We start from the raw sequence: 25,509 nt of genomic DNA, 5'->3' as shown, positions 1-25,509 counted from the left end.
AATTAGGTTAACTCTCTAATAAATTTACAACAATTTCACCGAATAACATATCTCCTATGTAAACTTCTAACTTCCATAATCCTGGTGTTGGAAATTTCATATTTGATGGAACGTGTTTATCAGCTCCATTGTTAAGACTTATTCCAACTTCTGCATACTCCCAAACTTTTTCGCTATTAGGCGTTCCTCCATTTTCAATAAGGACTTTGTGTTCTTCTGCTTTTTCATTTGAGTTCTTTTTTATCTCCCCAAAAATACCACATATATTTAGAAGACTTTTCTGCAATTATTGGTTGTGCTTCAGCTTCTCCCTCTTTTTCAGAACCAACTAAAAAACCCAATTTTCCTTTCTCTCCTATTAAAATGTACTCACCTTTAGTGCCATAACCGAAAGTAACTGGTATTTCAAAAATTTGGCTAACATCCCGTTTTTCCTCAACAACTTTTGTTTCCTTTGAACATCCCATTAACATTGCCGTCAATAATACCCCTAAAATAACTTTTTTCATAATAGCCTCCTTATCTCATTGAACAAAGATTAAACGACTCCGTGATTGCTCATTCTCCCTATTAATATGTTACCATAAAAATCTGATATTACTCTAAACATTCAGATATATTGAGCTTGTTTTTCTTTCTTTACTAATTTATCTACCTAAGATAAATAATATCTTTTAGATCAAATTTTTCTCCGTGATTCCTAACCATTGAGAGGGCGTTTAAATTGTTCCATTAGAATTATAGGTGAAGCAAAAGTTTGATCAAGTTCGCAGATTGGTGAGCCATTTGAGCATATTTAGGATTGAAGTTCAAATAGATATAACTCTTCCCATCGCTTCGTGCGGTGGTCAAAGATGAACGAACAAGTCTCAGTGCAACGAAGATAACGCTAGCTGCATTGGCTGAAAAACATGATGTTAAGCTGGGCACATTGAAGAGCAGAAAGAGCCTTGACGGATGGTCGAGGGGTGCTGCTAAAAAGGATGCAAACAAAACGCAAAAGGATGTAACCCTGCGAAAAGGATGCAACCGAAAAAAAGAGGTATTCGAGCCTGTTGTAGAGTCGGAAGATTTGACCGATAAATAACGGCTTTTTTGTATTTACTACATTAAAATTTTAATGCGACTAAGGCGTATCAGAAGGCTTATGGGTGTGCTTACAAAACGGCAATGTCAGAAGGAAACAGGCACCTTAGAAACCCCAAGATATCTACAGTGATAGAACGGCTCAATAATGAGCGAACGTCCGAACTGAAATTATAGGCCCCTGACATTCTTCAGAAGTACATTGCTATCGCCTTTGCTGACAATACCGACTTCACAACATTTGGTAAGAATGAAATCGAAGTAATGGATCATCGAGGTAATACAGACAAGATAGAAGTGAACTATGTTCCTGGAAGCTGCAGAAGTTGATGGAACAGTCATCACTGAAATATCACATGGTCGAAATGGTTCAACTGTTATACTTTCAGCCAAAATGAAAGCTCTCGATTTCATGACCAACTATTTGGACATGCATCCAATTCAAGAAGAAACTGGAAGCAGAGAAACTCAAGATCGCTCACGCGAAAGCGTTCTGCGAGAATGAGGATAAAGAATACGAGATGACGGTTTCCATGAAGCATCAAGGCGCCTATTGTTATTTTCTCATACATAATACTTGAATAAAATCTACTAGTTCTTGATGTGAAATTGATAATAGTAGGTCTATTTGTATAAAATGTCGAACGATTACTATATCTTTTACAGAATTATTGTATTAAAATGTAAATAACAAAGAAATGGATACTAAAGGAGGGGATAATATGGGCGAAATGCTACGAAATGCGGAGAAAAGTAAGATTCAAAAACTATTTGAAGAAAAGAATGCTCATGTTCTGTACATGTACGCCGACAATGAAAGTTATCTTCAACAGGTTATTTCTTTTATCAAAGACGGGATTGCAGCTGGTGAAATCGTATTTTTGGTCGAAAATGAACGAAATTACATTTTAATTTTTCAAGAACTTCGCAAGAGCTTTTCAAGTGAAGAGATGAAGTATTTGCACTATGTAAACAGTATTAGCTTCTATTTATCGAGTGGGAGCTATTATCCACCTGCAATTGAAGAATACTTCACTAATTTGGTACATCCATGCGTGAAAAACAAACTTCCCTTTCGTTCATGGGCGCACGTGGAGTGGGCGAGTTTAAAGGGGCCGTCACAACTAATCGAAGTGTTTGAGAAAATTGTGGACCAAGCTGTAAACGAGATACACTTCTCTTTAATATGTGCATACGATCGAAATAGAATGCTGGATGATCTACATGAAGTTCTCTTGAAAACCCATCCATATATTTTAGAGGATGAAGAATTAATCTTGTCGCAGGAGTACTCAGAGGAATATTGAGAAAGTGAGATAAGCCCTGTCCTTTATTAGATGGGGCGAATTATATTTAAACTGATGAAACGTATGGATATCTCTGGTATTCTGAAAGTAATGTTTATATATTATCAAGGGGAAGGGTGCTGGTGCTTGAAGAACCGTGAAGGCTATGACTGGTATAAATACGTTTATGACGGAAAACATAGTGAAGGTTTGGGTGGATTGTTCGATTATAATCCACTTGCTATAATCCTTTTTGATAAGAATGACAAAGAAGAACAACACGGTAAATTTATGGGGAAGTTTGAAACCTGGCTTTCTGAAGACTTGATTGAGTATTTAACCGAAAGAATAGTAATGGTAAAAGACATGAAAATCATAGATAATGAAATACGGTTTGAGTCTAACAAAGGAACCGTATTAGTCACACACATGCATCTGTGGTTAGAACGAAACGGCAGTTAAGAAACGTTTGAGACTAATTAACGGTTTAATCCACCCAGTTGGCCTCCTCTTTTTTTGTTACTCCAAGATTGTTAATTGTAATGCGCTTCTCCACTTGTATTGACGGAAAAATAGTTCCCCCACAATGTTAATGGTGTATTCCGGGGCTAAAAAGCGAATAAAATCAAAAAACCTCGAAAACCACGCTGTTAAGCGGATTTCGAGGGTTTTTAGTAATGCTAGTTATTAACGGCTGTAGAATTCAACGATAAGAGCTTCGTTGATTTCAGCAGCAAGTTCGCTGCGTTCAGGCATGCGGACGAATTGACCAACTTTCTTATCAGCATCGAAAGAAACGTAGTCAGGAACATAGCTGTTCACTTCAAGCGCTTCGTTTACAGCTGTAAGGTTTTGAGATTTCTCGCGAAGAGAGATCTCTTGGCCTGGTTTTACGCTGTAAGATGGAATGTCAACGCGTTTGCCGTCAACTAGGATATGTCCGTGGTTGACAAGTTGGCGTGCTGCACGGCGAGTGCGTGCAAGACCCAAGCGGTATACTAGGTTGTCAAGGCGAGTTTCAAGAAGGATCATGAAGTTTTCACCGTGTTTACCTTGCATTTTACCAGCTTTGTTGAAGATCGTTTTGAATTGGCGTTCGTTTACGCCGTACATGAAACGAAGTTTTTGTTTTTCTTGTAATTGCAATCCGTATTCGGAAAGTTTCTTACGTTGGTTAGGACCGTGTTGTCCTGGTGCATAAGGGCGTTTTTCGATTTCTTTCCCAGTACCGCTTAGCGAAATGCCAAGACGACGGGACAGTTTCCAAGATGGACCTGTATAACGAGCCATGAGAGACTCCTCCTCTAATTGGTTTTATTTTGTTGTAAAATAAGAACCAGAAGTGTTCATGCCGCACGCCATTCTATTATCTTGCATCCTCGCCTCAGCAGCCATAAGGTTACTCAATGCACCTTCTTAAAAGGAATAGACTGGACAATCCGGAACACACTACTGCTGCAACTATTTTACACAAGTTCCATCATACCGTTTCGTCTTCCGCCAGTCAAGGAAATTATCGTGGCAGCACGAAGATTGTCGCAATTTATTAATGGCAATTATAGGTGTAATGCATTACTATGGAAGAAAGGAAATAATGGTACGTTTACGATTGTAGCAGGGGTGACATCGGTATGAATCATCAAACGATTTTATATGAAATGAAATGCGGACTTTTTGATTTGAGCGCGAATACAATGGAAGGGCTTCCATTGGAGCAGACATTCGAAGCACTGCAATGTCTCTTCTCGTCCCATTTCGGTATTGACCAAGCTGATTTCCTCTTGTATGAAAGCAACCGGTTCCTGCCGGTCTGCAAGCACGGGAAAGAGTCGACAGAGGCGCTGTTATCCAACTACATCGACAGTCGGGAACTTTTTAACGATAAGGAATTCATTGTTCAGATTACTGAACGGGGATATGGGTTTGCGGACGATTATCTCATTTTTAGGAATAATGATTTAGATCCGCTTGGCGCGATGCTATTCCGGTCGACAGACTTATGGCACTCCTTCGCCTCGACTCCATTATTGCATGAGTTGAAAAAGGCAGTCAGTGTCTTTATCGACCAAGTGGTAAGCCAGCATTCTCTTCGTGAGAAGGAGAAGAATTATAGAAAGCTATTCGAAGTGACGGAGCTGTTCAATGCCACAATGGACAGTGCGGTGATATTGGATGGCGTGGTGAAAGCTGTCACCCAAACGTTCCCTTCGTTCCAAGTGGACTTGCTGTTATCTCATGAGCAGAAGGGGAAATCCTTCTCTTATCGATTGTTTGATTATTTAAATGAGCGAGCTTCCGCGGTGGATGCGTTCTTATCAGGAGAATTGACGATCGAGCATGCGTCAGACTTGGCTAGAAGCATTTTGAATGTTCCCATCAAAGGGCGGCAAGGCATCTATGGTGTCCTGCAGATCATTGCTCCGGAAGGTACGGACTTCTCCGCGATGCAACGAAGTTTTGTGCGTATGATATCGAATGCGGCTGGCAATGGATTGGAAAACGCTTCTTTATATGACCAATCCCATCGGCTCGTAGAAGATTTGCAGTTAGTCAATGAAGTATCTCGAAATCTAAACAGTAATCTTGAGATGAACGATATGCTCCGATTCCTCAAACAGCAGTTAATTAAAGCATTTCAGCCGATGGAGATCGCTTTTGTGTTTTATGAAGAGAGCGGAGAATATAAAGTTTCCACTGTCAGCTCCAATTTCTTTTTTGAACTGGGAGGAGCCGATTATTTAGAGTTTGCCTCGACCCGCTTGCAAGGCGGAGCTGAGTCCATATTTGAAGCGAATATTCATCTGGCTGTAAAGGAACCGGCACGTTTTCCTTTCAAATCGCTCGTTTCGATCCCGATCACCCACCAGAAGGAAATGACAGGGTTTGTCTTGCTGCTGCATAAAGATGAATACTTCTTTTCTTTTGATAGCTTTAAATTAATGAGGTCCTTGATCGGACACTCCTCTTTAGCCATTTCCAACTCTCAGCTTCGTGATAAATTGCAAGAGCTAGTCGACAAAGACAATTTGACTAAGTTGTTTACAAGAAGCTATTTGGACAACTACATGAAAAAGGCCATGGAGAATAATGAATCGGGAGTATTTATTCTCATTGATGTGGACGACTTCAAAATGGTGAATGATACGTATGGGCATGCTGTCGGAGACAAGGTGCTGAAACAAATTTCAGATGTGATCCTCGAAGCTGTGAAGGGAAGGGGAATTGCATGCAGATGGGGCGGTGAAGAGATAGCTATCTTTCTTCCGTCTATCTCCAAGCAGAAGGGAATTGATTTCGCCAGTGAATTGGTTGAACTCGTCCCGAAATCGACAGATCCGCAAGTTACGATTTCTGTCGGCATGAACAATTGGTCCCTCCATCAGAAAACTTCCTTCAAAGAGTTATTCCAAGATACAGACCAGGCACTTTATAAGGCGAAAAACACAGGGAAGAATCAGCTTGTTGTGCATGGAGGCTTTTTAACAAAAGTATGAGGTTTTTAGTCTCATCCTCCAGCTGTAGTTTAAATAGGCAGGAAGATGCCATCATTGAATAATTTCTTCTTGCCTGTTAATGGAATGGTCGTAGAAAGAAAAACAAAGATTTCTAACTATTGATAATATTTATAGCTGCATTAGAATTAATCTTAGTTCTGCAATGAGAGGAGCAAAAGGTAATGATGTAGCTTGGCACAGGACATTGAAAGAGGAGGAGTCATAGGTTGATTCGGAAGGTTACAGCGCTTTTTTTTTGTTGATGTTGGCGGCATGCGGCAGTACAAAAAACGGTGACGGATCATGGATTGAAAATGACATCACAGAATCACAATTGTCCAGCTTGCAAAGTGAGTATGACGCAGGCCATCGAGCAGGTCTGAATGATCCGGTTCAAGTGTCCAGGGAGTTTATCAGCTCGCTGCAGGGCATCGAGGTGGATGAGTCTGGGGAATCTGTAATTGAGGAACGTAGCGACCACACACAGCTAGCGGTCTTCCCATTGACGAATGGCAAATCAATTGAACTGGAGCTTGCCCATCCTGGTGATGGGGAGAAAGGAATTTTATACGTGAAAAGGTACCGAATCGTTACGAAATGACGAAAAAGGAGCTTGTTATTGTATAAAAAGTTATGTCTGACTTTATTAGTTGTCCTGTCCATGTTGCTAAGCGGGTTTTGGGTGAACGAGGTGCAAGCGGATGGCAGCGCCGATTTTAAATCTGATAACCCGCTGTACGGTGATAAGGAAGTGTTCAATTACCTGCTGTGGACGATGGATGAGAAGTTAGAGAAGGACGTAGAAAAGTTGCAGGAAGACCTGAACCTATCTGAGAAGGAAATGGACTTTCTTAAAGAGTGGGGGCTGAAAGAAAGATCCATGGTGACGGAAAGTCTCAATCAACTTTCACCGCAGGATCAGCAAGATGCTACTACCTTTAATAGAATCGCTGAAGATGTCTTCGCGCAGCGGAATCTCGCATTACAGGACTTTTTCGGTGAGAGATACACATTGCTGGAAGCCTGGATATCGGAATGGTGGAAGGAAGAGATTGATTATCGGAATCAATGGCTTGCTGCCAGGACGGATGTCAATGCGGATATAGATCGGGTATCTAGAGTATTTGCGACCCAATACAATCCGAATACGAGCGGTGCGTATGAAGTGGCGTTGCCGGATAAGTACGTCAAATTTGCGAATTTAGGGTGGATATCAAACATTCCATCGAATTTACGTACGATCTATGGAAAGCCGCCATATGTCGTAAACGTATACAATCCGGCAACTGGCAGGTCTGTCCGCAGTGTTAAGGTCGATGAAGTGGGACCTTGGAACACAGACGATAATTACTGGGATGCTAAAAACGGGACGAATCCTCGCAGGAAATTTACCGATTTGCCGTTAGGCACGCCGCAAGCCTATGCGGCGTACACGAACGGCCATAATGGCGGTAAGGATCAAAGCGGGCGGAAGGTTCTGAATCCAGCCGGAATCGATTTGACGCCTCGTGTTGCGACGGATTTGGGATTAAAGAGCCTGCAAAATGCCTGGATTGATGTGAGATATGAATATTTGCCGTAATGGCATTTCTTTATAATAAAAGTCTTGTCTTCTAAAGTTTGGAAGACAAGGCTTTTTCTTTTTCATGACGAAGTAGTATAATAGAGAAAGGGGAATGTAAGCGATTTCATTTAAACGAAAGGTGGAGCATACTATGAAACTTCATAAGGACACGATTGTCATTCACGAGGGGTATGATGACTCGGAGCATCATGGAAGTTTGGCGGTGCCTCTGTATCAAACATCGACTTATTCATTTGACACTGCGCTAACTGGGGAAAAGCGGTTTTCAGGTGAGGAGTCCGGCAACATCTATTCCAGACTTGGCAATCCGACTGTGCGTGTGCTGGAAGAGAGAATGACAGTGCTGGAAAAAGGCGAAGGCAGCCTCGCTTTCGGCTCGGGCATGGCAGCGGTCAGTTCCATTCTTGTTCATTTAACAAAAGCCGGGGATCATATCCTGTGCTCAAGAGGCATCTATGGATGTACGTTTGGGTTGCTTTCACTAATGGAAGAGAAGTATGGGATTACGCATGACCTCATCCGGATGATGACGGAAGACGAAATAGAGAAGGCGGTAAAGCCTGAAACTGTATGCATTTATGTGGAAACACCGATCAATCCGACTATGGAACTGGTAGATCTGCACGCGGTCGTAGCAGTTGCCAAGCGCCATGGACTCCGTGTTGTCGTTGATAATACATTCACGTCGCCTTATTTGCAAAACCCTCTGGAAATCGGAGCGGACTTTGTTTTGCACAGCGCTACGAAATATATTAATGGCCATGGTGATGTGATTGCAGGTCTTCTTGTCGGTAATGATAAGGAGGAGATGGAAAAGATCCGCATGTCCGTACAAAAAGATTACGGGGCGATCATGTCTCCATTTGATGCCTGGTTACTGATCCGTGGATTAAAGACGCTACCTGTCCGGATGGAACGGCACACATCCAATGCTGAAAAAGTAATCAAGTATTTAAAAGGAAAAGCTTGTGTGGAAACCATCTATTATCCGTTCGATGAAGATAACCCGCAATATGATATTGCCAAACGTCAAATGAGCGCTGGCGGCGGTTTAATCTCCTTCACAGTAGAGGGAGGGAAAGCAGGGGCACAGCGATTCATGGATAGTTTGTCCCTGATCAAAATTGCAGTTAGTTTAGGGGATGCAGAAACCCTGATTCAACATCCGGCAACGATGACCCATTCCAGTGTTCCCGAAAAAGAACGTCTGCAAATGGGCATTACCGATTCATTGCTCCGCCTCTCTGTCGGATTGGAGCATGCCGACGATCTAATCGCTGATTTGGAGCAGGCATTTGCTGTATTGGAACGCGATAATGTGAAGGCTTTATAAAACAATAGATAAGAAGGCGGCCATTCAATCAATCGAATGGCCGCCTTTTCATATTACTAATAACTCTATAGATTATAAATGGGTAGCCAGAACTTTTACGAATGCTTCAAGACCTTGACGGTCATCGTCCGTAAAGCGGTTCAGTTCGGGGCTGTCGATATCAAGAACACCGATCAATTCGCCGTCTTTAATGATCGGAACGACAATTTCGGATTGCGATGCGGCATCACAAGCAATATGGCCTGGGAACGCATTAACGTCTTCTACGACTATCGTTTCTTTGCGCTCCGCTGCTGTTCCGCAAACCCCTTTGCCAAGAGGAATCCGGATGCACGCTGGCAAGCCTTGGAAAGGGCCAAGCACAAGCTCCCCATCTTCCATTAAATAAAATCCAACCCAATTGATACGGTCAAAAAAGACATTTAACAGCGCGGAAGCATTGCTCAAGTTGGCATACCGGTTTCTTTCGCCAGATAAAAGAGCATCCAGCTGCTTTGTCAATTGAGAGTATTTTTCCTTCGGATCTGATGAATAAGTCACTGTTGTAAACATATAAAACGTCCTCCTTCAATACGATGTTCGCTTCCCTCAGTATACGTCGAAAGTCTTTTTTTCTACAAATTTCATGCTTTCTCCAGATAAAAATGTATTTTTCCCTATAAATCATTCATTTATAACGCGAAAACTCTTTAAACATGTTACTATATAAGATAATATCAAATTAGAATGTCTCATTTCAGTGATGCGGAATAGGGGGATCACAATGATGAAATATTTCATCATTCCAATTTTACTTCTTATAGTACTCATAACCATCGCCTTTTTATTCAGGCGTAAACATATAGGTGAAATTAAGCGGTTGGAAAATGAAAAAATGCAAATACAGAACAAACCGATTTTTGAAGAAATGATGAAAGTAAAACAATTGAATATGACAGGCGAAACGGAAGAGAAATTCGAGCGGTGGCGGAATGAGTGGACAGAAGTCATTGACGTCCACATGCCAAATATCGACTCGATGTTGTTTGACGCCGAAGATATGGTCGATCGGTTTAAATTTAAAAAAGCGACCCAGACCGAAAAAGATATCCAAGAGAAGATTCGTTATTGTGATAAACGGAAGAACGAAATATTGGATGAATTGAATGAATTGATTGGCAGCGAAGAAAAAAATCGCATTGAAATTGAAAAGCTGAAGGAACAATACCGGACGGCCCGTAAGACATTGCTTGCCCATCAGCATTCCTTCGGCATTGCCATCGAAGCATTGGAACAAGAACTTGAATCGTTCAATCCGAAATTTGAAGAGTACGATCAATTGACAGATAACGGTAATTATTTAGTGGCACGAGAAATTGTGATCAATCTTTCTGCTAAGGGCGAACGCTTATCCGAGTTGATTCATGACATACCGAGTTTGCTCGTTGAAGTGCAAAATAAGATTCCTTCCGCCATCAGAGAGCTGCGAAACGGCACACGCGAAATGGAAGAGCAATCCTACAATCTGCAGCATCTTGAACTTCCTAAGCAACTTACCTCAATTGAAACGAAACTTGATGAGATAATGGCTAAAGTGAAGCTGCTTGACATCGATGCCGTGAAACAGCAAGTTCAGGAGATGAACGATCAGATCGATTCATTCTATGATGCGCTTGAAAATGAGGTCATTGGGAAACAATATGTCGACAGCCACTATGAAAAAATCGCTGCTGAGCTTGAATCCATGACCCGCATGACAAGGGACATTTCCAATGAAGCAGTCTATGTCCAACAAAGTTATCGTCTAGAAGAAGATGAAGCTAAAATTCCTCAAACTGCGGTAAAACGCTTGGAAGCATTGCAAAAGCGTTTCTCTACGCTCGCTTTCATGTTTGAGGAGCAAGGATCCGCTTATACCACTTTGCAGCAAGAGTTGAAAAGCATTGCTGATGAAATGGAGCAGATTGCGGAAGAGCAGGAGAATTTCGCGAACCGGATTAAAAATCTTCGGATTGATGAAAATAATGTACGGACCAAACTGGCTGACCTGTCGCGTGAATTGCAGGCGGCGGACCGCAAGCTTCATAAAGCCAACATACCTGGAATTCCAGATGAAATGGATGCGAGGCTGGAGGAAGCGGAAGAACAGATTTTCCTTGTCTCACAAAGTTTACAGGAAGTGCCGTTAAACATGGCAGTGGCAGAATCGTATTTGAAAAATGCTGAAAAAGCCGTCCATGATGTAAACGAGAAAGTCGATCAAATGCTGGAAAATGTAATGTTGATCGAATTGATCATACAATATGGCAACCGATTTAGGGCTTCAAATCCGATAGTGCATGCAAGATTAATGGATGCGGAAGAGTCATTCCGTCAATTCCGATATGCAAAAGCGCTTGAAGAGGCTGCGACTGCGGTCGAAGAAATGGAACCGGGTGCTATGAAGCGTATTGAGGAAATGTTGAAGGAGCATGTCTAACACTGTTAACATAGCCACCGGCATATCATATGCAGGTGGCTTTCTCACGCTTATAATGAGGGATTCCAAAAATTCCGGCGTCTCCAATTAAAATTAAAGGATGTGAATGAAATGGCCTATTTTGATAATAGTGCAACAACGAGACCCGACGAAGAAGTGCTAACCTCTTTTGTCGAGGCGAACCGGCGCTTTTTCGCCAATCCGGCTTCCATCCATGGGAAAGGAAGAGAGGCGGAAGCTTTACTGGAGAGATCCAGAGAACAAATCCGCTCTTTAGTAGGCAGTCAAGATGCAGAGGTTAATTTCACCTCTGGCGGTACAGAAGCCAATAATTTAGCCGTCATTGGTTTTGCCTATGCGCTTCGGTCGAGAGGCTCTCACATCATCACAACGGCCATTGAACATCCATCCGTCCTGAATGCTTGCCAATTTTTGGAGCGAAACGGCTTTGAAGTGGATTATTTGCCTGTGGATGAGCAAGGCCGAATATCACTTGAACAATTAGCGCAGCTTGTACGAAAGGAAACGACCGTTGTTAGCATCATGCATGTGAATAACGAAATTGGAACAATACAGTTGATCGAGCAGGCTGTGGACATCGTTCATCAAAACTCCCGAGCGATATTTCATTCGGATTGTGTGCAAAGTTTCGGCAAGCTGCCTGTCAAGCTTCATAAAAATGGGCCGGATGCTATTACCGTTTCAGCGCATAAAATCAATGGGTTGAAAAACTCTGGAGTGCTTGTGATGAAAAAAGGCATGACACCATCGCCGATTAATTTCGGAGGCGGCCAGGAGAAAGGTATCCGTAGTGGAACCGTTTCAGTTCCAAATGCAGTGGCTGCTGCGAAAGCGATGCGGCTAAGCGCAGTGGAACAGGAAAATGAAACGTACCGCAAATGGCGAAACCGATTGATTCGATTTGTAGACCAATATGAAGGTGTTCAAGTGATCGCACCACAATGCGGCGCACCCCATATAGTATCTCTCGCTTTTTCAAAAATTAAAGGCGAAGTGGCTGTCAATTATTTTCAAGAGAACGGGATTTATCTTTCTACGTCGAGTGCCTGTTCTTCAAAAAGTTCGAATGCCGGTCATGTGATTGAGGCAATTCATTTGAATCAGGACTACAAATTCGGAGTTGTCCGGATCAGTTTTGGAAAAGATAATACCGATGAGGAAATAAGTAAATTCGAAACTGTTTTTTCAGCATTTATGAAACTGCTTGGAAGGGAATTGAAATAAATGGAATGGAATGAGCTGTTAATCCGTTATGGAGAATTATCACTTAAAGGTAGAAATCGTAATACATTTGTACGGAGATTGAAAAAGAATATTCAATTAGCAATGCGGGATCTTCCGACAGTGAAGTTGCGCGCAGAACGCGACCGTATGTTTTTGCAGGCAACTGATAATGAGGATATGAAGGAAGCAATTGAACGGCTTCCTTCTATATTTGGCATCCAATCGTTCAGCCCGGTTGCCAAATGTCAGGCAGAGCTGGAAGCAATTAAAGCAAAGGCGCTCGATGTTATCGCTTCCGTTGAAACGGCAGGCAAGACTTTCAAGGTGGAAATCAAGCGTTCGGACAAATCATTTCCGCTCGTGACGGGGGAACTTCAACAAGAAATAGGCGGCCATGTATTGCGCCATTTCCCTGAACTCGTTGTTAAGATGAAAAAGCCGGATATCCAACTGCTTGTCGATATCCGAAGTGATGGAGCCTTTTTGACAGCCGCGACGTATAAAGGCGCAGGCGGTATGCCTGTGGGCTCGAATGGCCATTCTCTGCTCATGCTGTCTGGTGGAATTGATAGCCCGGTAGCAGGCTACTTAATGATGAAAAGAGGCGTGTCGCTAGATGCGATCCACTTTGCGAGCCCGCCATTTACAAGTGAGATGGCGCAGAAAAAAGTAATGGATTTGGCCGATCGGCTAGGTACGTTCGGGGCGGATATACGTCTTCATATAATACCTTTCACTGAACTGCAGCAAGCGATTGTCAAGCAAGTGCCAAACAACTTGTCCATGACGACAACGAGAAGAATTATGTTGGAAATTGCGGATAAAGTGAGAGGCGAAATCGGTGCGATGGGTATTGTCACCGGAGAAAGCCTTGGACAGGTTGCCAGCCAGACGCTGGACAGCATGACGGCTATCAATGCTGTAACGTCTACGCCAGTGCTGCGACCGTTAATTGCATCCGATAAACTGGAGATCATTGAAATCGCGCAGCGTATTGGCACATATGATATTTCAATCCGGCCATTCGAAGATTGCTGCACCATTTTTACACCGTCTAATCCGAAGACGAAACCTCGTCTCGAGAAGGTAACACATTATGAGAGCTATTTTGATTTTACTCCGCTGATTAATGAGGCAATTGCCAAGCGGACTGTTATTGATCAGGCGGCAAAGCAGCCGACTGATTTTGATGATTTATTATAAAAGAAAAAATTACCATAAATCCTCCTGCATGATTTTTTGGATACAGTCCATTCTATAGTCACAAGGAGGTGAGAGACAATGGCGAACAACAACAGCAACTCAAACCAACTTCTAGTTCCTGGTGCACAACAAGCTCTTGATCAAATGAAGTATGAGATCGCACAAGAATTCGGAGTGCAACTTGGAGCAGATGCTACATCGCGTGCCAACGGTTCCGTCGGCGGAGAAATCACGAAGCGATTAGTACGTCAAGCTCAATCGCAAATGAACAACTACACACAACAATAACATGCTTTAAAGAAGTCGTCCCGTATAAACGGGGCGGCTTTTTCTATCCTCCTTAGCATTGCCGTATTTTGTTTGTTCATGTGATCATTCATCAAAGACTAAAATTTGGAGTCCGAAAATTGATATCAATTAAAAAAGTCCGTATAATTAATGGAAAGAAAAAGGGGGACTGTACTATGAAACGTGAAGAATTACTTGCACCCGAACAATACAATATCGTTTCCGAATTTGAACGGTATGCAGATGGCAGTGGCAAAGAAGCATTGATATATGTCAATGCACATGGTGCAGAAGATCGGATTACATATGATCAATTAATAGTTGAAGCCAAAAAGGCGGCTGCCGTTTTCACTGAAAATGGCCTTCAAAAAGGTGATATCGTACTGGTGATGGTGCCAAGAAGAATCGAAGCCTACATTACATACATTGGAGCATTGATGGCGGGGATTGCAGTCATACCAAGCTCGGAAATGCTGAGGGCGTCTGATATCGAATATCGCTTAGCACATAGTGGCGCGAAAGCTATCGTCGCTTACGAGGCTTTTACGGATCAATTTGAAGAGGTGAAAAATATTGGTGACGTCCAGTTATTCGTTATCGGAAAGGCAAAAGAAGGCCAGCTTTCATTAACCGAATTAATGGAACAAACATCAACCGATTTTTCACCACCCAATACAAAAGGCTCGGATATGGCCTTTCTATCGTATACGTCAGGTACGACTGGCAAACCGAAGGGTGTTGTTCATACGCATGCCTGGGGTTATGCCCATTTAAGGACGGCTGGCGAAAAGTGGCTTGGCATTAAAGAAGGGGATGTCGTCTGGGCAACTGCTGCTCCGGGATGGCAAAAGTGGATCTGGTCCCCGTTCCTATCTGTTTTGGGAAGTGGAGCTACAGGACTCGTGTACGATGGGAAATTTGATGTAGTCACTTATTTAAACCTAATCGGGAAATATCAAGTAAATGTGTTATGTTGCACCCCGACGGAATACCGCTTTATGGCAAAGGCTGATCAGTTGGAGCAATACGATCTATCATCCATCCGCAACGCAGTATCAGCGGGAGAGCCTTTAAACCGTGAAGTAATCGATATCTTTGACAAAGTATTCTCCTTGGCTGTCCGTGACGGTTACGGCCAAACAGAAAATACATTGCTTGTCGGTACGATGGTCGGCATGGAAGCGAGACCGGGATCAATGGGCAAGCCGACTCCGGGCAATAAAGTGGATATCGTAGATGAAGAAGGGAAGCCTGTGGAGCCGGGGCAGGTCGGAGATATTGCAGTCCATATATCCACTCCCGCCTTGTTCAAGGAATATTTGAACGATCCCGAGCGGACTAAAATGCAGTTCCGTGGCGATTATTATATTACAGGGGATCGTGCAAAACTGGATGAGGATGGCTATTTCTGGTTTGAAGGCCGTGGAGATGATATTATTATCAGCTCCGGATATACGATTGGACCGTTCGAAGTGGAAGATGCGCTCACGAAGCATGAAGCTGTCAGGGAATGTGCAGTAGTGGCAAGTCCCGATGAAGTCAGAGGCAGCGTTGTAAAAGCGTTTATTGTTCTAAGAGATCCTGCGAGGAAAAGCGAAGAAGGGCTTGTGGAAGACTTGCAGGAACATGTCAAGAGCTTGACTGCTCCTTATAAATATCCAAGAAAGATCGAATTCATGGATGAACTTCCAAAGACGGCTTCCGGTAAAATCATGCGCGTGGAATTGCGTAAAAAGGAACAACAGTGACATATCAATTGAACCGTTTGCTACGAAAAGTGGGCAAACGGTTTTTTCTGTTCTTTACGAATAAAAAACTTAGGTCTATAATGACATTATTCTTTCGTAACATGAAATAATAAAGGAGGTCATCTGTCCATGCAAACAGACCGCAATGGTGTCATATGGGTGGTTGCGTCATTCGTCATCTGGGGTTTCATGCCGATTTATTGGAAATACCTCGAGCATGTCAGCAGTGATGAAATATTAACAGGCCGCATCGTATGGGCATTTATATCAACCCTCCTTGTGGTATTACTTATCCGCGGAGGTGGACAACTCGTCCATGACTTCCGTAAATTATGGAAGGATCAGCGAAGTTTCTGGAGCTTATTTGCAGCTTCTGTTTTGGTAACATCGAATTGGTTTATTTACATATGGGCCGTCAATCATCATTTTATCGTTCAAACGAGTCTGGGGTATTATATGAATCCCCTTGTATCTGTTTTGTTAGGTGTCCTATTTTTAAAAGAGAAGATGTCCTCAGCACAAAAAGCGGCATTTGTACTTGCTGCAATCGGTGTCATTACGATGGTCTTTTTTTATGGGAAATTCCCTTGGATTGCCGTCGGACTCGCCTTGTCATTTGCAGTCTATGGGTTCATTAAGAAGAACATTCAATTAGATGCATTGCGTGGGCTGGCAATCGAAACTATGTTCATCTTCCCGTTTGCAGTAGGGTATTATATCTGGTTGTTTATTACAGGAGAAGCCCGTTTCCTCCACGTCGACACGCAGACAGATGTTTTGCTCATTTTGACAGGGGTGGCAACGGCACTTCCTCTTGTTCTCTATGCAAAAGGGGTTCAGCGGATTCCTCTTTACCTATCCGGTTTTATTCAATACATTGCACCGACCTTGATGCTGATCATTGGTGTTCTTATGTATCATGAGACGTTCGGACAGCAAGAGTTATTATCTTTCTCTTTCATATGGGCTGCCCTTATCCTATTTACAACATCTAAAGTGTATGAAACCGTAAAAATGAGAAGAAGCCATGTATGAAAAAAGAACAGGTCGCCCGGTACAACCAGGCAGGCCTGTTTTTTCATAGATAAATCCGCTGGACCTTCTCCCAGAATGAATTGTTTTTTAATTTCACTGTTTTAACAATTTTAGTACTCAACTCTATTTCGACATTTTCAACTCTGCGAATGCCGAGAGCTTCGTTATCCACCGCGACAGACGGGAAGTTATTCCCATCCTGATGAACGTGAAGACGCAGCTTTCGATGACCGCTGAGTATGAATGGAGATCCTAACGTCCGATAGCTATTGTTATTAACCGAAGCCAATTCCGTCACTTGGAAACATGGCAGTAAAGGATCGATGACGGCACCGCGGACTGACTTACTGTAGGCTGCACTTCCAGTCGGAGTCGAAATGATCAGGCCATCTCCTAGAAATGTCTCGAAACATTGTTCATCAATCAGAATGTCTAAAATGAACGTCCGAATGATATTTGAACGGATACTGAACTCATTTAGGCAATAGAATGGTTCATGGCCGTCAATCGCCACTTGGAGCAACGGATACCGCCTTACTTCGATTTCGGATCTTCGGATAGATTGAATCACTTCGAGCAGTTGGTTGTAATGAAAATCACAATACATGGCATGCCTGCCCGCCGTCAAAATGCCTGCATAGAGGCAGTCTTGCCTGAACCCGGTTTTTCGGACAGCTTGCAAAAAGGTGCCATCTGTTCCAAGTGAGATGATGATATTGGCATCGTTTGCTTGGTCGGTTACAAAAAATCCTTCATGATGGAGGGCGTCTTTCACAATTTCCTTCTTGGCAAGTGATTCCGCATCCTGTTTTGAAAAGATATAAATATTCCTTCGGTCGGCCATACAGCAGCCTCCTCTCAAATAATTTGACGGCAATTGAGGTGAGAATGAAACGTTTTATCGTTACTATCGTATAAGATTAATGAATGAAAGGAAAGGGGTTGCTATTATGAACAGCAAAAGATGGATTGCGATAATTGCTGCGGCCGCATTACTTGTGGTATCAATTGGCGTTAATTCGTTATCGTACATATTTACGAGGGATTTCACTTCGTTTTGGGACAGTATTAATGATCCTGCGATGCTAACGGAAAATGTGATTGAACAAGGAAGAGGAAACGAAAGAATTGCTGTCTTGTCGCTCGATGGTGTTATTCAGGATGTGCCGAGCTCTCTTTTTGGCGCTGTCGGTTACGATCATCAGTTTTTCATGAGCCAGCTCGATTCGATCTATGATGATCCAACGGTAAAAGGAGTCGTCCTCGTTGTCAATTCTCCTGGCGGAGGCGTCATGGAATCCTCCGATATCTATGATGCGATCCGGTCCATCCAGACGGACAAGGAAATTCCATTCTATGTTGCAATGGGCGGCATGGCCGCTTCGGGAGGATATTACGTCTCGGCGCCTGCTGAGAAAATTTTCGTCCATCCCGAGACCATAACAGGTTCGATCGGTGTCATTATGGAAAGTGTCAATTATGCGAAGCTGGCAGAGAAATACGGAATTGATTTCAACACGATTAAAACAGGACCGTATAAGGATATTATGAGCGGCTCCAGAGAAATGACTGAAGAAGAACGCAATATGCTGCAAGAAATGATCAACGATTCCTATGAGCGATTCGTTGATATCGTAGCGGAAGGCCGTCATATGTCAGTCCAGGATGTGAAGAAAGTGGCAGACGGAAGAATTATGAATGGCCGACAAGCAATTGAGGCGGGTCTTGCGGATGAAGCAGGAAAACCGGGCGATGCCATTGCAGCGATGAAAGAAGATTTCGGCCTGGAAGATGCATCGGTATTTGAGTACGCCTCATCGGACAGTTTTGGTTCGCTGTTTGGTGTGAAGTTGGATGGATTGTTTGGACGTAATGTTGAAACGGAACTGATCGGCAAATTATTATCCGATTATGACGCACCGCGAATGATGTATTTATATGGTGAGAAATAAGGAGGGATCAGGATGACGGAACATAACAATGAACTGATTCCATCCTCTGCTGCAGGTATGGATCAGCACAAGGCACCGCGTTATGAAATGGTCAGAACGGAACAGTTTCTGCCCAAATACGCAGGTTTCTGGATGAGGTTCTGGGCGTATATCATCGATTTGATCATCGTTTCATCCATAAGTGGCATCGTAGTCAAACCGATTTTTAGGGTAGCAGGATTTGAAATATCGAACCCGGATTTCCTCCTTTTCAGCCCATATAAAATTGTGCTGCTGCTTCTGTTTTTAACGTATTTTGCCTTTATGACCAAACTGCTGGGCCAGACAGCCGGAAAGATGATTTTAGGTATACGGGTTATTCAAAAGAATGAGGAGCCATTGACATGGGGCACCATACTATTCCGGGAAGTCATCGGGCGTTTTATCTCCAAAACCTTGCTCATCCCGTATTTGCTAGCTATATTCATGCCGAAGAAGGAAGCGTTGCATGACTTGTTTGCAGATACAGCTGTCATCCATGAGCACTCTTTTGAAATGAAGACAGTTATGGTGAAACGGCAAATGGACGAGGGGGAACAGTTGCAAGACGCTCCGCATGTTTAGTAGAATGAAGGAAATTGAGAAGGAGGCGTCTTGACGATGAAAGTTACATTTAAAAACAATCCTGTAACGCTGCTCGGAAAAGAAGTGACAGTGGGGGATAAAGCTCCTGATTTTACAGTTTTATCAAATGATCTGCAACCTGTCACGCTTGCCAGCTCCAAGGGGAAGATCCGTTTGATCAGTGTTGTTCCATCTATTGATACAGGCGTTTGTTCTGAGCAGACAAAAAAATTCAATGATGAAGCGAATTCCTTCGGAGATGACATTGAAGTGATGACGATCTCCGTCGATCTTCCGTTTGCGCAGGCAAGATGGAAGGCAAATGCAGGAATTGAGAATCTTAAACTCCTATCCGACCATCGTGATCTTTCATTCGGGGAAGCGTATGGAGTGGCTATAAATGAACTTCGCCTTCTTGCTCGTTCCATCTTCGTCATAGACAAAGAGGATACGATCCAATATGTGGAGTACGTGAGCGAAGTGACGAACCACCCAGATTATGATAAAGCACTGGAAGCGGTAAAAAAATTATCTGAATAATAGAGACCCACTCGGAAACGGGTGGGTTTTCAAATAGAGGGATTGAATATGACAAATACTGAAACCATTTTTACATTCATTGATGAAAAAGCAGGCAAAGAGCAAGGCGATTATTTGGACGGTATCATTTCTGCCTGCGAGTCCTGGCTCTCTGGAGTCGAAACCCCGAATGTCACAAACGATGTGACAAAGGAGGAAATCAGGAGAGGACTGCAACTCGCGATTTTAAAAGGGATGAAGGAGAATGCACAGCCACATCATCAAATGACCCCAGATGCAATCGGTATCTTAGTCGGCTATATGGCAAGCAAGCTGGTCCAGTCGAAAAAGGATGTCACATTGCTGGATCCGGCAGCAGGCACTGGCAATCTTCTTTATACTGTCATGAATGCCATAGAGGAAACTGCTAACGCTTCAGCCGTAGAAATCGATGACTTGCTTGTCCGACTGGCAGCTGTCTCGGCTGAACTATTGGAACAGCCGGTCCGCTTTTATGTACAGGATGGCTTGCGGCCGTTGCTTGTCGATCCAGTTGATCTTGTGATCAGCGATTTGCCGGTCGGCTATTACCCGGACGATGATAATGCACTTAATTTTGAAATGATGCCGGCAGAAGGACATGCTTACTCTCATCATCTCTTCATTGAACAATCGTTGAATCATCTGAAGCCCGGCGGTTTCGGTTTCTTTATTACAACTGTCAATCTTTTTGAATCCGACCAGGCCGAGTTATTGCAAAAATATTTGAAGCGGCATGCACTCATTCGGGCGATCATTCAACTGCCGGATTCTTTGTTCAAAAATGTAGCGCACGCAAAATTCATTTTGATCCTTCAAAAACCGGTAGAAGAAATGGCTGCAAAAAGTGCGCCTGATGTATTGCTGGCAAAAGTGCCTGATATGATGGATAAAGGACTAATGTCTCAATTTTTCCGTAAGATAGACAACTGGATCGAGGAAATGTAACGAGAAGGGGTTTTGTAGATGTTGTTGATGGCTGTTAATGCGGGAAGCTCTTCATTGAAATATCAACTATTGCAAATGCCTGAAGAACAGGTCGTTGTCAAAGGCCGGTTTGAAAGGATCGGGTTGCCTCAATCCATTTTTGTCATGCAGTCAGAACGGGTCGATATATATGAAACGGTAGAGATCAAATCGCATGCGGAAGCTGTTCGAATGCTGTTAGAGTCCATTATTAGCAAAGGAATCATTGCTTCATATGACGAAATTGACGGAATCGGCCACCGTGTTGTGCACGGAGGGGAGCAATTCGCTGAATCAGTCGTCATTGATGAACAAGTGATCCGTGAAATCGATAAGCTGTCGAAGTTCGCCCCGTTACATAACCCGGCAAACATCGTCGGCATTGTGGAATTCAAAAAGGCGTTGCCTGCTGTTCCGGCAGTCGCTGTCTTTGACACGGCATTTCACCAGACAATGCCCGAAAGTTCCTATTTGTATCCGCTGCCTTACGAATACTATAAAAACTACGGCATCCGTAAATATGGTTTTCACGGGACAAGCCATCAATATGTAACGGAACGCGCGGCGAAGCTTTTGAATCGGCCTTTGGCGAACACAAGATTCATTTCCTGCCATTTAGGTAATGGAGCAAGCATTGCCGCAGTAAAAGGCGGAAAATCGTTGGACACCTCGATGGGATTCACACCATTGGCGGGCGTTACGATGGGGACTCGGTCAGGCAACATTGATCCTGCCTTGATCCCTTATATTATGGAACAGACCGGAAAATCTGCTGAACAGGTGATCAGCGTATTGAACCATCAATCCGGCATGCTGGCACTCTCCGGATTTTCGAGTGATCTCCGTGATATTGGCATGAAGGCAGCTGAAGGGGATCATCGTGCCCAGCTCGCCTTAGATGTCTTTACAGATCGGATTCATAAGTATATCGGTTCGTACGCTGCCAGGATGGGGGGCGTAGATGCCATCATCTTTACAGCCGGGATTGGTGAAAACAGTCCAATTGTCCGGGAGAAAGTCCTGCAAGGCTTGGAATTCATGGGAGTTTATTTTGATCCGGATTTGAATGAAATAACAGGAAAAGAGGTTCATATTAATTTTCCGTATTCCCCGGTCAAAGTTCTTGTCATTCCGACCAACGAAGAAATCATGATTGCGCGGGAAACGATGGAGACAGCTGGTTTATCCGTCCATTAACAAAGGAGCCGTATGAGCAAGTCGATAGACTTGCCGGACGGCTCCTTTTTAGTTTCTTATTTTACTTATAGTTCTTCTTCTGGAGTACGGACAACGAGTACATCGCATTTTGCGGAGCGGACGATATTTTCCGATACGCTTCCGATCAGGAATCTTTCAACCTTATTCAACCCAGTAGCGCCACAAATAATGAGATCTGCGTTCAACTTAGATGACAGGTCACGTGTGATCATTGTTTTGGGAGAACCATATTCTACATAAATATTAACGTTTTGCAGACCTGCTTTTTCTGCTTCCGCTTTGTAGCCGTTCAATAATTCCTCCGCAAATGTTTGAGCCCGTTCAGCGATCGACCGGTCATACGCTTCAACTGCCGCGTAGGATCGAGTATCGATGATGTTCACCAAATTTAGTGTTGCCGAATTGCGTTCTGTAATGGCCATTGCTTTCTTAAACGCCCATTCCGATTCCTTCGATCCGTCAACTGCTACGATAATTTGTTTGTACTGCATTACCATACTGCTCACTCCATCCTTTTTCTATTTTCTTTACAATGTTACTCTTCGCTGGAAGTCTCGTAAAACCCTTCATGATTTTCTTGAAATCCGCGTCGAAATTCGACAAAAATCGTAACATTTATATTCTGCTCTACTATCTTTACCCCGTTTTTAGAGCACTCAAAAACTTCTCGCTCGGGCCATTCGATTTGACTGGCTAAACTAGCAGGTTCAAAGCTCTCTTAGTCTATTTATATGAATATTCCGGTTATGATAAAATAGAAGCAAAACTTATTCGTATCTGATAAGATTGAATACGAATTGGTCAATTGTATCTTTTCGGTTTGACCGCCGATATTTTTTCTAATTAGGAGGAATTGTGATGCGAATTGGTGTTCCAAAAGAGGTTAAAAACAACGAAAACCGGGTTGCTATGACACCGGCTGGCGCATTTAACCTAAGTTCCGCTGGACATGAAGTATTAATTGAAACAGGAGCGGGTCTTGGTTCCAGCTTTACTGATGAGGATTACATCGAAGCTGGTGCGAAAATTGTCTCGTCAGCAGAAGAAGCATGGGCTGCGGACATGGTTATGAAAGTAAAAGAGCCATTGGCTTCTGAATATGGGTACTTCCGTGAAGGGCTCATCCTCTTCACATACTTGCACTTGGCGCCTGAGTTGGAATTGACAAAAGCGCTGCTTGACAACAAAGTTGTTGGAATCGCTTACGAAACAGTTCAGCTTCCAAATAATTCATTGCCGCTTCTCGCACCGATGAGTGAAGTTGCTGGCCGTATGGCGACACAAATCGGAGCGCAATACCTCGAAAAAATTCAAGGCGGGAAAGGGATCCTTCTTTCCGGCGTACCAGGGGTTTCCCGAGGGAAAGTAACAGTTATCGGCGGTGGACAAGCAGGTACGAATGCAGCGAAAATCGCAGTCGGTATGGGTGCTCAAGTTACTGTGCTCGACTTGTCTGTTGAACGTCTTCGCCAATTGGATGAAATGTTCGGAAACGACATTCAAACACTTGTTTCCAACCCATTCAATATTGCAGAATCAGTACAGGATTCCGATCTAGTTATCGGTTGTGTACTAATCCCAGGTGCAAAAGCGCCTAAACTTGTCTCCGAAGAAATGGTTAAATCCATGAAACCGGGCTCTGTCCTCGTTGATATCGCGATTGACCAAGGCGGCATTTTTGAAACATCTGATCGTGTAACAACCCATGATAATCCAACTTATGAAAAACACGGTGTCGTTCACTACGCAGTAGCGAACATGCCAGGAGCTGTTCCACGTACGTCTACAATGGCGCTTACTAATGTAACGGTTCCATATGCACTTCAAATTGCGAACAAAGGGTATAAGCAAGCGTGCTTAGACAATCCTGCACTTCAAAAAGGCATTAACACGTTAGAAGGCCATGTCACATATAAAGCAGTTGCGGATGCACAAGGCTTGGAGTATGTTGCGGCTGAGACGCTTTTGAATAAATAATTTAATGGACTGTCCGGAAAAAATCAGTGATAACTGATTTTCCGTGGCAGTCTTTTTGATTGAAATAATTAAGGGATATTTCTCATGTTTTTTGATATATCGGTCACTTTTTGTAAGTTATCGACCATCCCGTTATTATTGTTCTGATTTGGTTAAATCAACTAGCCAAGATCTTTTTAAAAATTACTATGTGCCTAGAACGTCTTCAAACATTGCTAACAAAAAAACAGATGGAGAAAACGATTTGTTTTCTCCATCTGTTTACTATGTGTTATGGCTGGATAATTCTTAGTTCTTTCGGGAACTTAGTCAATACTTCAACGCCGTCAGCCGTTACGACAACATCATCCTCGATCCGTACACCAGTAACCTCAGGGTTGTAAATGCCAGGCTCGATTGTGAAAACCATGCCTTCTTGCAATTCCAGTTCGTTTGTTCCTGTGATGGATGGGAACTCATGGACGGAAATACCGAGTCCGTGGCCGAGACGGTGCGTGAAGTATTCGCCGTATCCTGCGTCTGTAATGACGTCGCGAGCCGCTTTGTCTAGATCGCGAGCTTTAACGCCAGGGCGGACGAGGTCAATTGCAGCCTGTTCGGCATTTTTGACCGTTTCATAGATTTTGCGTTTTTCTTCATCGGGTTCACCAAATGCGACGGTGCGCGTAATATCTGAACAATATCCCTTATACACAACGCCAAGGTCGAACAGAATGAAATCGCCTTTTTGAATTTTACGTTCTCCAGGATTGCCGTGCGGTGATGCTGTTTTTGGACCGGAAAGCACCATCGTATCGAATGCCATTTTCTCGGCACCTTTTTTCTTCATTTCAAATTCGATGGCCATTAGAATTTCAAGCTCCGATTTGCCTTCTGCGATTTCCCGGCAGCCGACTTCCACTGCATAATCGGCAAGTTCTGCCGCTTTGCGCAGTTTGTCCAGCTCTGATTCATCTTTGATGTTGCGCATATTGTTCAGCTGCTCATCGATGCGTACGAGATTGGCGCCATGGAAGATTTCCTCCATCCGCTCCATTCGCTCCACTGTGAGGTGCGCTTTTTCAATCGCGATGGTAGAAAGTTCAGTGCCACGTGCCTTCGCCGCGTTTGCGACCAACTCCCATGCATCGTCTGTATCCGCATGTCCGACCGCTTCAAAGGACCAGCCGGCTGCCTTCACATCAGGCACTTCCATCAATGGGCAGATAATAAATGGCTCCGCCTCTTTAAACACCATTACACCTAATAGCCGCTCATGCGGATTACTATGGAATCCGGAAAGATAGAATACATTATCCGGAGTTGTAATAAATGCTGCGTCCATCTGGTTTTGTTGTAAATACTGCTGGATTTCTTTTACTTTTTGCACGGTAATTCCTCCTTATCAAGTATATCTTAACAAAAAAGAGGGTTTTCATGTTATATAAAGAACAAAGAAAAGGGTGGGAAATACAGCAAGACAAATTAAAAATCA

The 25,509-nt window shown here is 43.3% G+C and carries 26 protein-coding genes and 1 pseudogene; 20 read left to right on the top strand and 7 right to left on the bottom strand.

Features of this window, described 5'->3' with window-relative positions:
• Nucleotides 1–224 precede the first annotated feature (224 nt).
• Both L7D49_RS16055 and L7D49_RS20375 read right to left on the bottom strand, forming a co-directional pair.
• Complete coding sequence (locus tag L7D49_RS16055; protein ID WP_238082649.1) at nucleotides 225–509, bottom strand: hypothetical protein; 285 nt, start codon at nucleotides 507–509, stop codon at nucleotides 225–227.
• Nucleotides 510–651: 142 nt separating this feature from the next.
• A pseudogene (locus L7D49_RS20375) lies at nucleotides 652–852 on the bottom strand (insertion element protein); the annotation flags it as partial.
• A gap of 318 nt (nucleotides 853–1,170) precedes the next feature.
• Between L7D49_RS20375 and L7D49_RS20460 the strand changes: the two are divergent.
• The 4 genes from L7D49_RS20460 (at nucleotide 1,171) to L7D49_RS16040 (ending at nucleotide 2,834) form a co-directional block, all read left to right on the top strand.
• Entirely contained in the window at nucleotides 1,171–1,263 is a 93-nt protein-coding gene (locus L7D49_RS20460) for a hypothetical protein (RefSeq protein ID WP_418895888.1), read from the top strand.
• A gap of 127 nt (nucleotides 1,264–1,390) precedes the next feature.
• Nucleotides 1,391–1,591, top strand: a complete 201-nt coding sequence (locus L7D49_RS16050; RefSeq protein WP_238082647.1) for a hypothetical protein — start codon at nucleotides 1,391–1,393, stop codon at nucleotides 1,589–1,591.
• Between the two features lie 217 nt (nucleotides 1,592–1,808).
• Nucleotides 1,809–2,393, top strand: a complete 585-nt coding sequence (locus tag L7D49_RS16045; RefSeq protein WP_238082645.1) for an MEDS domain-containing protein — start codon at nucleotides 1,809–1,811, stop codon at nucleotides 2,391–2,393.
• Nucleotides 2,394–2,519: 126 nt separating this feature from the next.
• Nucleotides 2,520–2,834: a hypothetical protein gene (locus L7D49_RS16040; protein WP_238082643.1), complete on the top strand. Its 315-nt coding sequence runs from the start codon at nucleotides 2,520–2,522 to the stop codon at nucleotides 2,832–2,834.
• Between the two features lie 225 nt (nucleotides 2,835–3,059).
• On the opposite strand, the gene rpsD is transcribed toward L7D49_RS16040, so the two are convergent.
• Nucleotides 3,060–3,662, bottom strand: a complete 603-nt coding sequence (gene rpsD / locus L7D49_RS16035; protein WP_238082640.1) for a 30S ribosomal protein S4 — start codon at nucleotides 3,660–3,662, stop codon at nucleotides 3,060–3,062.
• Nucleotides 3,663–4,003: 341 nt separating this feature from the next.
• Between rpsD and L7D49_RS16030 the strand changes: the two genes are divergently transcribed.
• From L7D49_RS16030 to megL, 4 genes are all read left to right on the top strand, one after another.
• Nucleotides 4,004–5,866 carry a GGDEF domain-containing protein gene (locus L7D49_RS16030; RefSeq protein ID WP_238082638.1) on the top strand — a complete coding sequence of 621 codons (1,863 nt, stop codon included), beginning with the start codon at nucleotides 4,004–4,006 and terminating at the stop codon, nucleotides 5,864–5,866.
• A gap of 256 nt (nucleotides 5,867–6,122) precedes the next feature.
• The gene (locus L7D49_RS16025; RefSeq protein WP_238082636.1) at nucleotides 6,123–6,467 is read left to right on the top strand and encodes a hypothetical protein; all 345 of its coding nucleotides are present in this window, start codon (nucleotides 6,123–6,125) and stop codon (nucleotides 6,465–6,467) included.
• 18 nt (nucleotides 6,468–6,485) lie between these two features.
• The gene (locus L7D49_RS16020) at nucleotides 6,486–7,448 is read left to right on the top strand and encodes a hypothetical protein (protein ID WP_238082633.1); all 963 of its coding nucleotides are present in this window, start codon (nucleotides 6,486–6,488) and stop codon (nucleotides 7,446–7,448) included.
• Between the two features lie 133 nt (nucleotides 7,449–7,581).
• Nucleotides 7,582–8,784: a methionine gamma-lyase gene (gene megL, locus L7D49_RS16015; RefSeq protein ID WP_238082632.1), complete on the top strand. Its 1,203-nt coding sequence runs from the start codon at nucleotides 7,582–7,584 to the stop codon at nucleotides 8,782–8,784.
• Between the two features lie 72 nt (nucleotides 8,785–8,856).
• Here the strand turns inward: megL and L7D49_RS16010 are convergent, their stop codons facing one another.
• Nucleotides 8,857–9,336, bottom strand: coding sequence for a GAF domain-containing protein (locus L7D49_RS16010; RefSeq protein ID WP_238082629.1), 480 nt, complete (start codon nucleotides 9,334–9,336; stop codon nucleotides 8,857–8,859).
• Between the two features lie 214 nt (nucleotides 9,337–9,550).
• Between L7D49_RS16010 and ezrA the strand changes: the two genes are divergently transcribed.
• From ezrA to rarD, 6 genes are all read left to right on the top strand, one after another.
• A complete protein-coding gene (gene ezrA, locus L7D49_RS16005) occupies nucleotides 9,551–11,242 on the top strand; it encodes a septation ring formation regulator EzrA (RefSeq protein WP_238082812.1) in 1,692 nt (563 codons plus the stop codon).
• Nucleotides 11,243–11,353: 111 nt separating this feature from the next.
• On the top strand, nucleotides 11,354–12,487 hold the full coding sequence (locus L7D49_RS16000; protein WP_238082627.1) for a cysteine desulfurase family protein: 1,134 nt from the start codon (nucleotides 11,354–11,356) through the stop codon (nucleotides 12,485–12,487).
• Complete coding sequence (thiI, locus tag L7D49_RS15995) at nucleotides 12,488–13,690, top strand: tRNA uracil 4-sulfurtransferase ThiI (protein ID WP_238082625.1); 1,203 nt, start codon at nucleotides 12,488–12,490, stop codon at nucleotides 13,688–13,690.
• 78 nt (nucleotides 13,691–13,768) lie between these two features.
• Nucleotides 13,769–13,978 carry a small, acid-soluble spore protein, alpha/beta type gene (locus L7D49_RS15990; protein WP_238082623.1) on the top strand — a complete coding sequence of 70 codons (210 nt, stop codon included), beginning with the start codon at nucleotides 13,769–13,771 and terminating at the stop codon, nucleotides 13,976–13,978.
• Nucleotides 13,979–14,154: 176 nt separating this feature from the next.
• Nucleotides 14,155–15,726: an acyl-CoA synthetase MbcS gene (mbcS, locus tag L7D49_RS15985; protein WP_238082621.1), complete on the top strand. Its 1,572-nt coding sequence runs from the start codon at nucleotides 14,155–14,157 to the stop codon at nucleotides 15,724–15,726.
• Nucleotides 15,727–15,855: 129 nt separating this feature from the next.
• Nucleotides 15,856–16,761 carry an EamA family transporter RarD gene (rarD, locus tag L7D49_RS15980; RefSeq protein ID WP_238082619.1) on the top strand — a complete coding sequence of 302 codons (906 nt, stop codon included), beginning with the start codon at nucleotides 15,856–15,858 and terminating at the stop codon, nucleotides 16,759–16,761.
• Nucleotides 16,762–16,804: 43 nt separating this feature from the next.
• Here rarD and L7D49_RS15975 read toward each other — a convergent pair whose 3' ends face one another.
• A complete protein-coding gene (locus tag L7D49_RS15975; protein ID WP_238082617.1) occupies nucleotides 16,805–17,605 on the bottom strand; it encodes an NAD kinase in 801 nt (266 codons plus the stop codon).
• A gap of 106 nt (nucleotides 17,606–17,711) precedes the next feature.
• On the opposite strand from L7D49_RS15975, the gene sppA reads away from it, so the two are divergent.
• The 5 genes from sppA to L7D49_RS15950 are packed head-to-tail and all read left to right on the top strand — an operon-like array spanning nucleotide 17,712 to nucleotide 22,037.
• Entirely contained in the window at nucleotides 17,712–18,713 is a 1,002-nt protein-coding gene (gene sppA / locus L7D49_RS15970; protein WP_238082614.1) for a signal peptide peptidase SppA, read from the top strand.
• A gap of 12 nt (nucleotides 18,714–18,725) precedes the next feature.
• On the top strand, nucleotides 18,726–19,316 hold the full coding sequence (locus L7D49_RS15965; protein WP_238082611.1) for an RDD family protein: 591 nt from the start codon (nucleotides 18,726–18,728) through the stop codon (nucleotides 19,314–19,316).
• Nucleotides 19,317–19,352: 36 nt separating this feature from the next.
• Complete coding sequence (gene tpx / locus L7D49_RS15960; protein ID WP_238082608.1) at nucleotides 19,353–19,856, top strand: thiol peroxidase; 504 nt, start codon at nucleotides 19,353–19,355, stop codon at nucleotides 19,854–19,856.
• 48 nt (nucleotides 19,857–19,904) lie between these two features.
• A complete protein-coding gene (locus tag L7D49_RS15955) occupies nucleotides 19,905–20,822 on the top strand; it encodes a class I SAM-dependent methyltransferase (RefSeq protein ID WP_238082603.1) in 918 nt (305 codons plus the stop codon).
• Between the two features lie 18 nt (nucleotides 20,823–20,840).
• Entirely contained in the window at nucleotides 20,841–22,037 is a 1,197-nt protein-coding gene (locus L7D49_RS15950; protein ID WP_238082601.1) for an acetate kinase, read from the top strand.
• 65 nt (nucleotides 22,038–22,102) lie between these two features.
• Here the strand turns inward: L7D49_RS15950 and L7D49_RS15945 are convergent, their stop codons facing one another.
• Nucleotides 22,103–22,555, bottom strand: a complete 453-nt coding sequence (locus L7D49_RS15945) for a universal stress protein (RefSeq protein ID WP_238082599.1) — start codon at nucleotides 22,553–22,555, stop codon at nucleotides 22,103–22,105.
• Nucleotides 22,556–22,916: 361 nt separating this feature from the next.
• On the opposite strand from L7D49_RS15945, the gene ald reads away from it, so the two are divergent.
• The gene (gene ald / locus L7D49_RS15940) at nucleotides 22,917–24,035 is read left to right on the top strand and encodes an alanine dehydrogenase (RefSeq protein WP_238082597.1); all 1,119 of its coding nucleotides are present in this window, start codon (nucleotides 22,917–22,919) and stop codon (nucleotides 24,033–24,035) included.
• Between the two features lie 271 nt (nucleotides 24,036–24,306).
• Here ald and L7D49_RS15935 read toward each other — a convergent pair whose 3' ends face one another.
• On the bottom strand, nucleotides 24,307–25,404 hold the full coding sequence (locus L7D49_RS15935; RefSeq protein ID WP_238082595.1) for a M24 family metallopeptidase: 1,098 nt from the start codon (nucleotides 25,402–25,404) through the stop codon (nucleotides 24,307–24,309).
• Nucleotides 25,405–25,509 lie beyond the last annotated feature (105 nt).

Origin of the sequence: Sporosarcina cyprini (assembly GCF_022048975.1) — a bacterium.
Classification (GTDB): Bacteria; Bacillota; Bacilli; order Bacillales_A; family Planococcaceae; genus Sporosarcina; species Sporosarcina cyprini.
This window is presented reverse-complemented; position numbering and strand designations above follow the sequence as displayed.

Coding starts and splice junctions, on each gene's coding strand:
- L7D49_RS16055 (WP_238082649.1), bottom strand. CDS start 509: ATGAAAAAAGTTATTTTAGGGGTATTATTGACGGCAATGTTAATGGGA.
- L7D49_RS20460 (WP_418895888.1), top strand. CDS start 1,171: ATGTCAGAAGGAAACAGGCACCTTAGAAACCCCAAGATATCTACAGTG.
- L7D49_RS16050 (WP_238082647.1), top strand. CDS start 1,391: ATGTTCCTGGAAGCTGCAGAAGTTGATGGAACAGTCATCACTGAAATA.
- L7D49_RS16045 (WP_238082645.1), top strand. CDS start 1,809: ATGGGCGAAATGCTACGAAATGCGGAGAAAAGTAAGATTCAAAAACTA.
- rpsD (WP_238082640.1), bottom strand. CDS start 3,662: ATGGCTCGTTATACAGGTCCATCTTGGAAACTGTCCCGTCGTCTTGGC.
- L7D49_RS16030 (WP_238082638.1), top strand. CDS start 4,004: ATGAATCATCAAACGATTTTATATGAAATGAAATGCGGACTTTTTGAT.
- megL (WP_238082632.1), top strand. CDS start 7,582: ATGAAACTTCATAAGGACACGATTGTCATTCACGAGGGGTATGATGAC.
- L7D49_RS16010 (WP_238082629.1), bottom strand. CDS start 9,336: ATGTTTACAACAGTGACTTATTCATCAGATCCGAAGGAAAAATACTCT.
- ezrA (WP_238082812.1), top strand. CDS start 9,551: ATGAAATATTTCATCATTCCAATTTTACTTCTTATAGTACTCATAACC.
- L7D49_RS16000 (WP_238082627.1), top strand. CDS start 11,354: ATGGCCTATTTTGATAATAGTGCAACAACGAGACCCGACGAAGAAGTG.
- thiI (WP_238082625.1), top strand. CDS start 12,488: ATGGAATGGAATGAGCTGTTAATCCGTTATGGAGAATTATCACTTAAA.
- L7D49_RS15990 (WP_238082623.1), top strand. CDS start 13,769: ATGGCGAACAACAACAGCAACTCAAACCAACTTCTAGTTCCTGGTGCA.
- mbcS (WP_238082621.1), top strand. CDS start 14,155: ATGAAACGTGAAGAATTACTTGCACCCGAACAATACAATATCGTTTCC.
- rarD (WP_238082619.1), top strand. CDS start 15,856: ATGCAAACAGACCGCAATGGTGTCATATGGGTGGTTGCGTCATTCGTC.
- L7D49_RS15975 (WP_238082617.1), bottom strand. CDS start 17,605: ATGGCCGACCGAAGGAATATTTATATCTTTTCAAAACAGGATGCGGAA.
- sppA (WP_238082614.1), top strand. CDS start 17,712: ATGAACAGCAAAAGATGGATTGCGATAATTGCTGCGGCCGCATTACTT.
- L7D49_RS15965 (WP_238082611.1), top strand. CDS start 18,726: ATGACGGAACATAACAATGAACTGATTCCATCCTCTGCTGCAGGTATG.
- tpx (WP_238082608.1), top strand. CDS start 19,353: ATGAAAGTTACATTTAAAAACAATCCTGTAACGCTGCTCGGAAAAGAA.
- L7D49_RS15955 (WP_238082603.1), top strand. CDS start 19,905: ATGACAAATACTGAAACCATTTTTACATTCATTGATGAAAAAGCAGGC.
- L7D49_RS15950 (WP_238082601.1), top strand. CDS start 20,841: ATGTTGTTGATGGCTGTTAATGCGGGAAGCTCTTCATTGAAATATCAA.
- L7D49_RS15945 (WP_238082599.1), bottom strand. CDS start 22,555: ATGGTAATGCAGTACAAACAAATTATCGTAGCAGTTGACGGATCGAAG.
- ald (WP_238082597.1), top strand. CDS start 22,917: ATGCGAATTGGTGTTCCAAAAGAGGTTAAAAACAACGAAAACCGGGTT.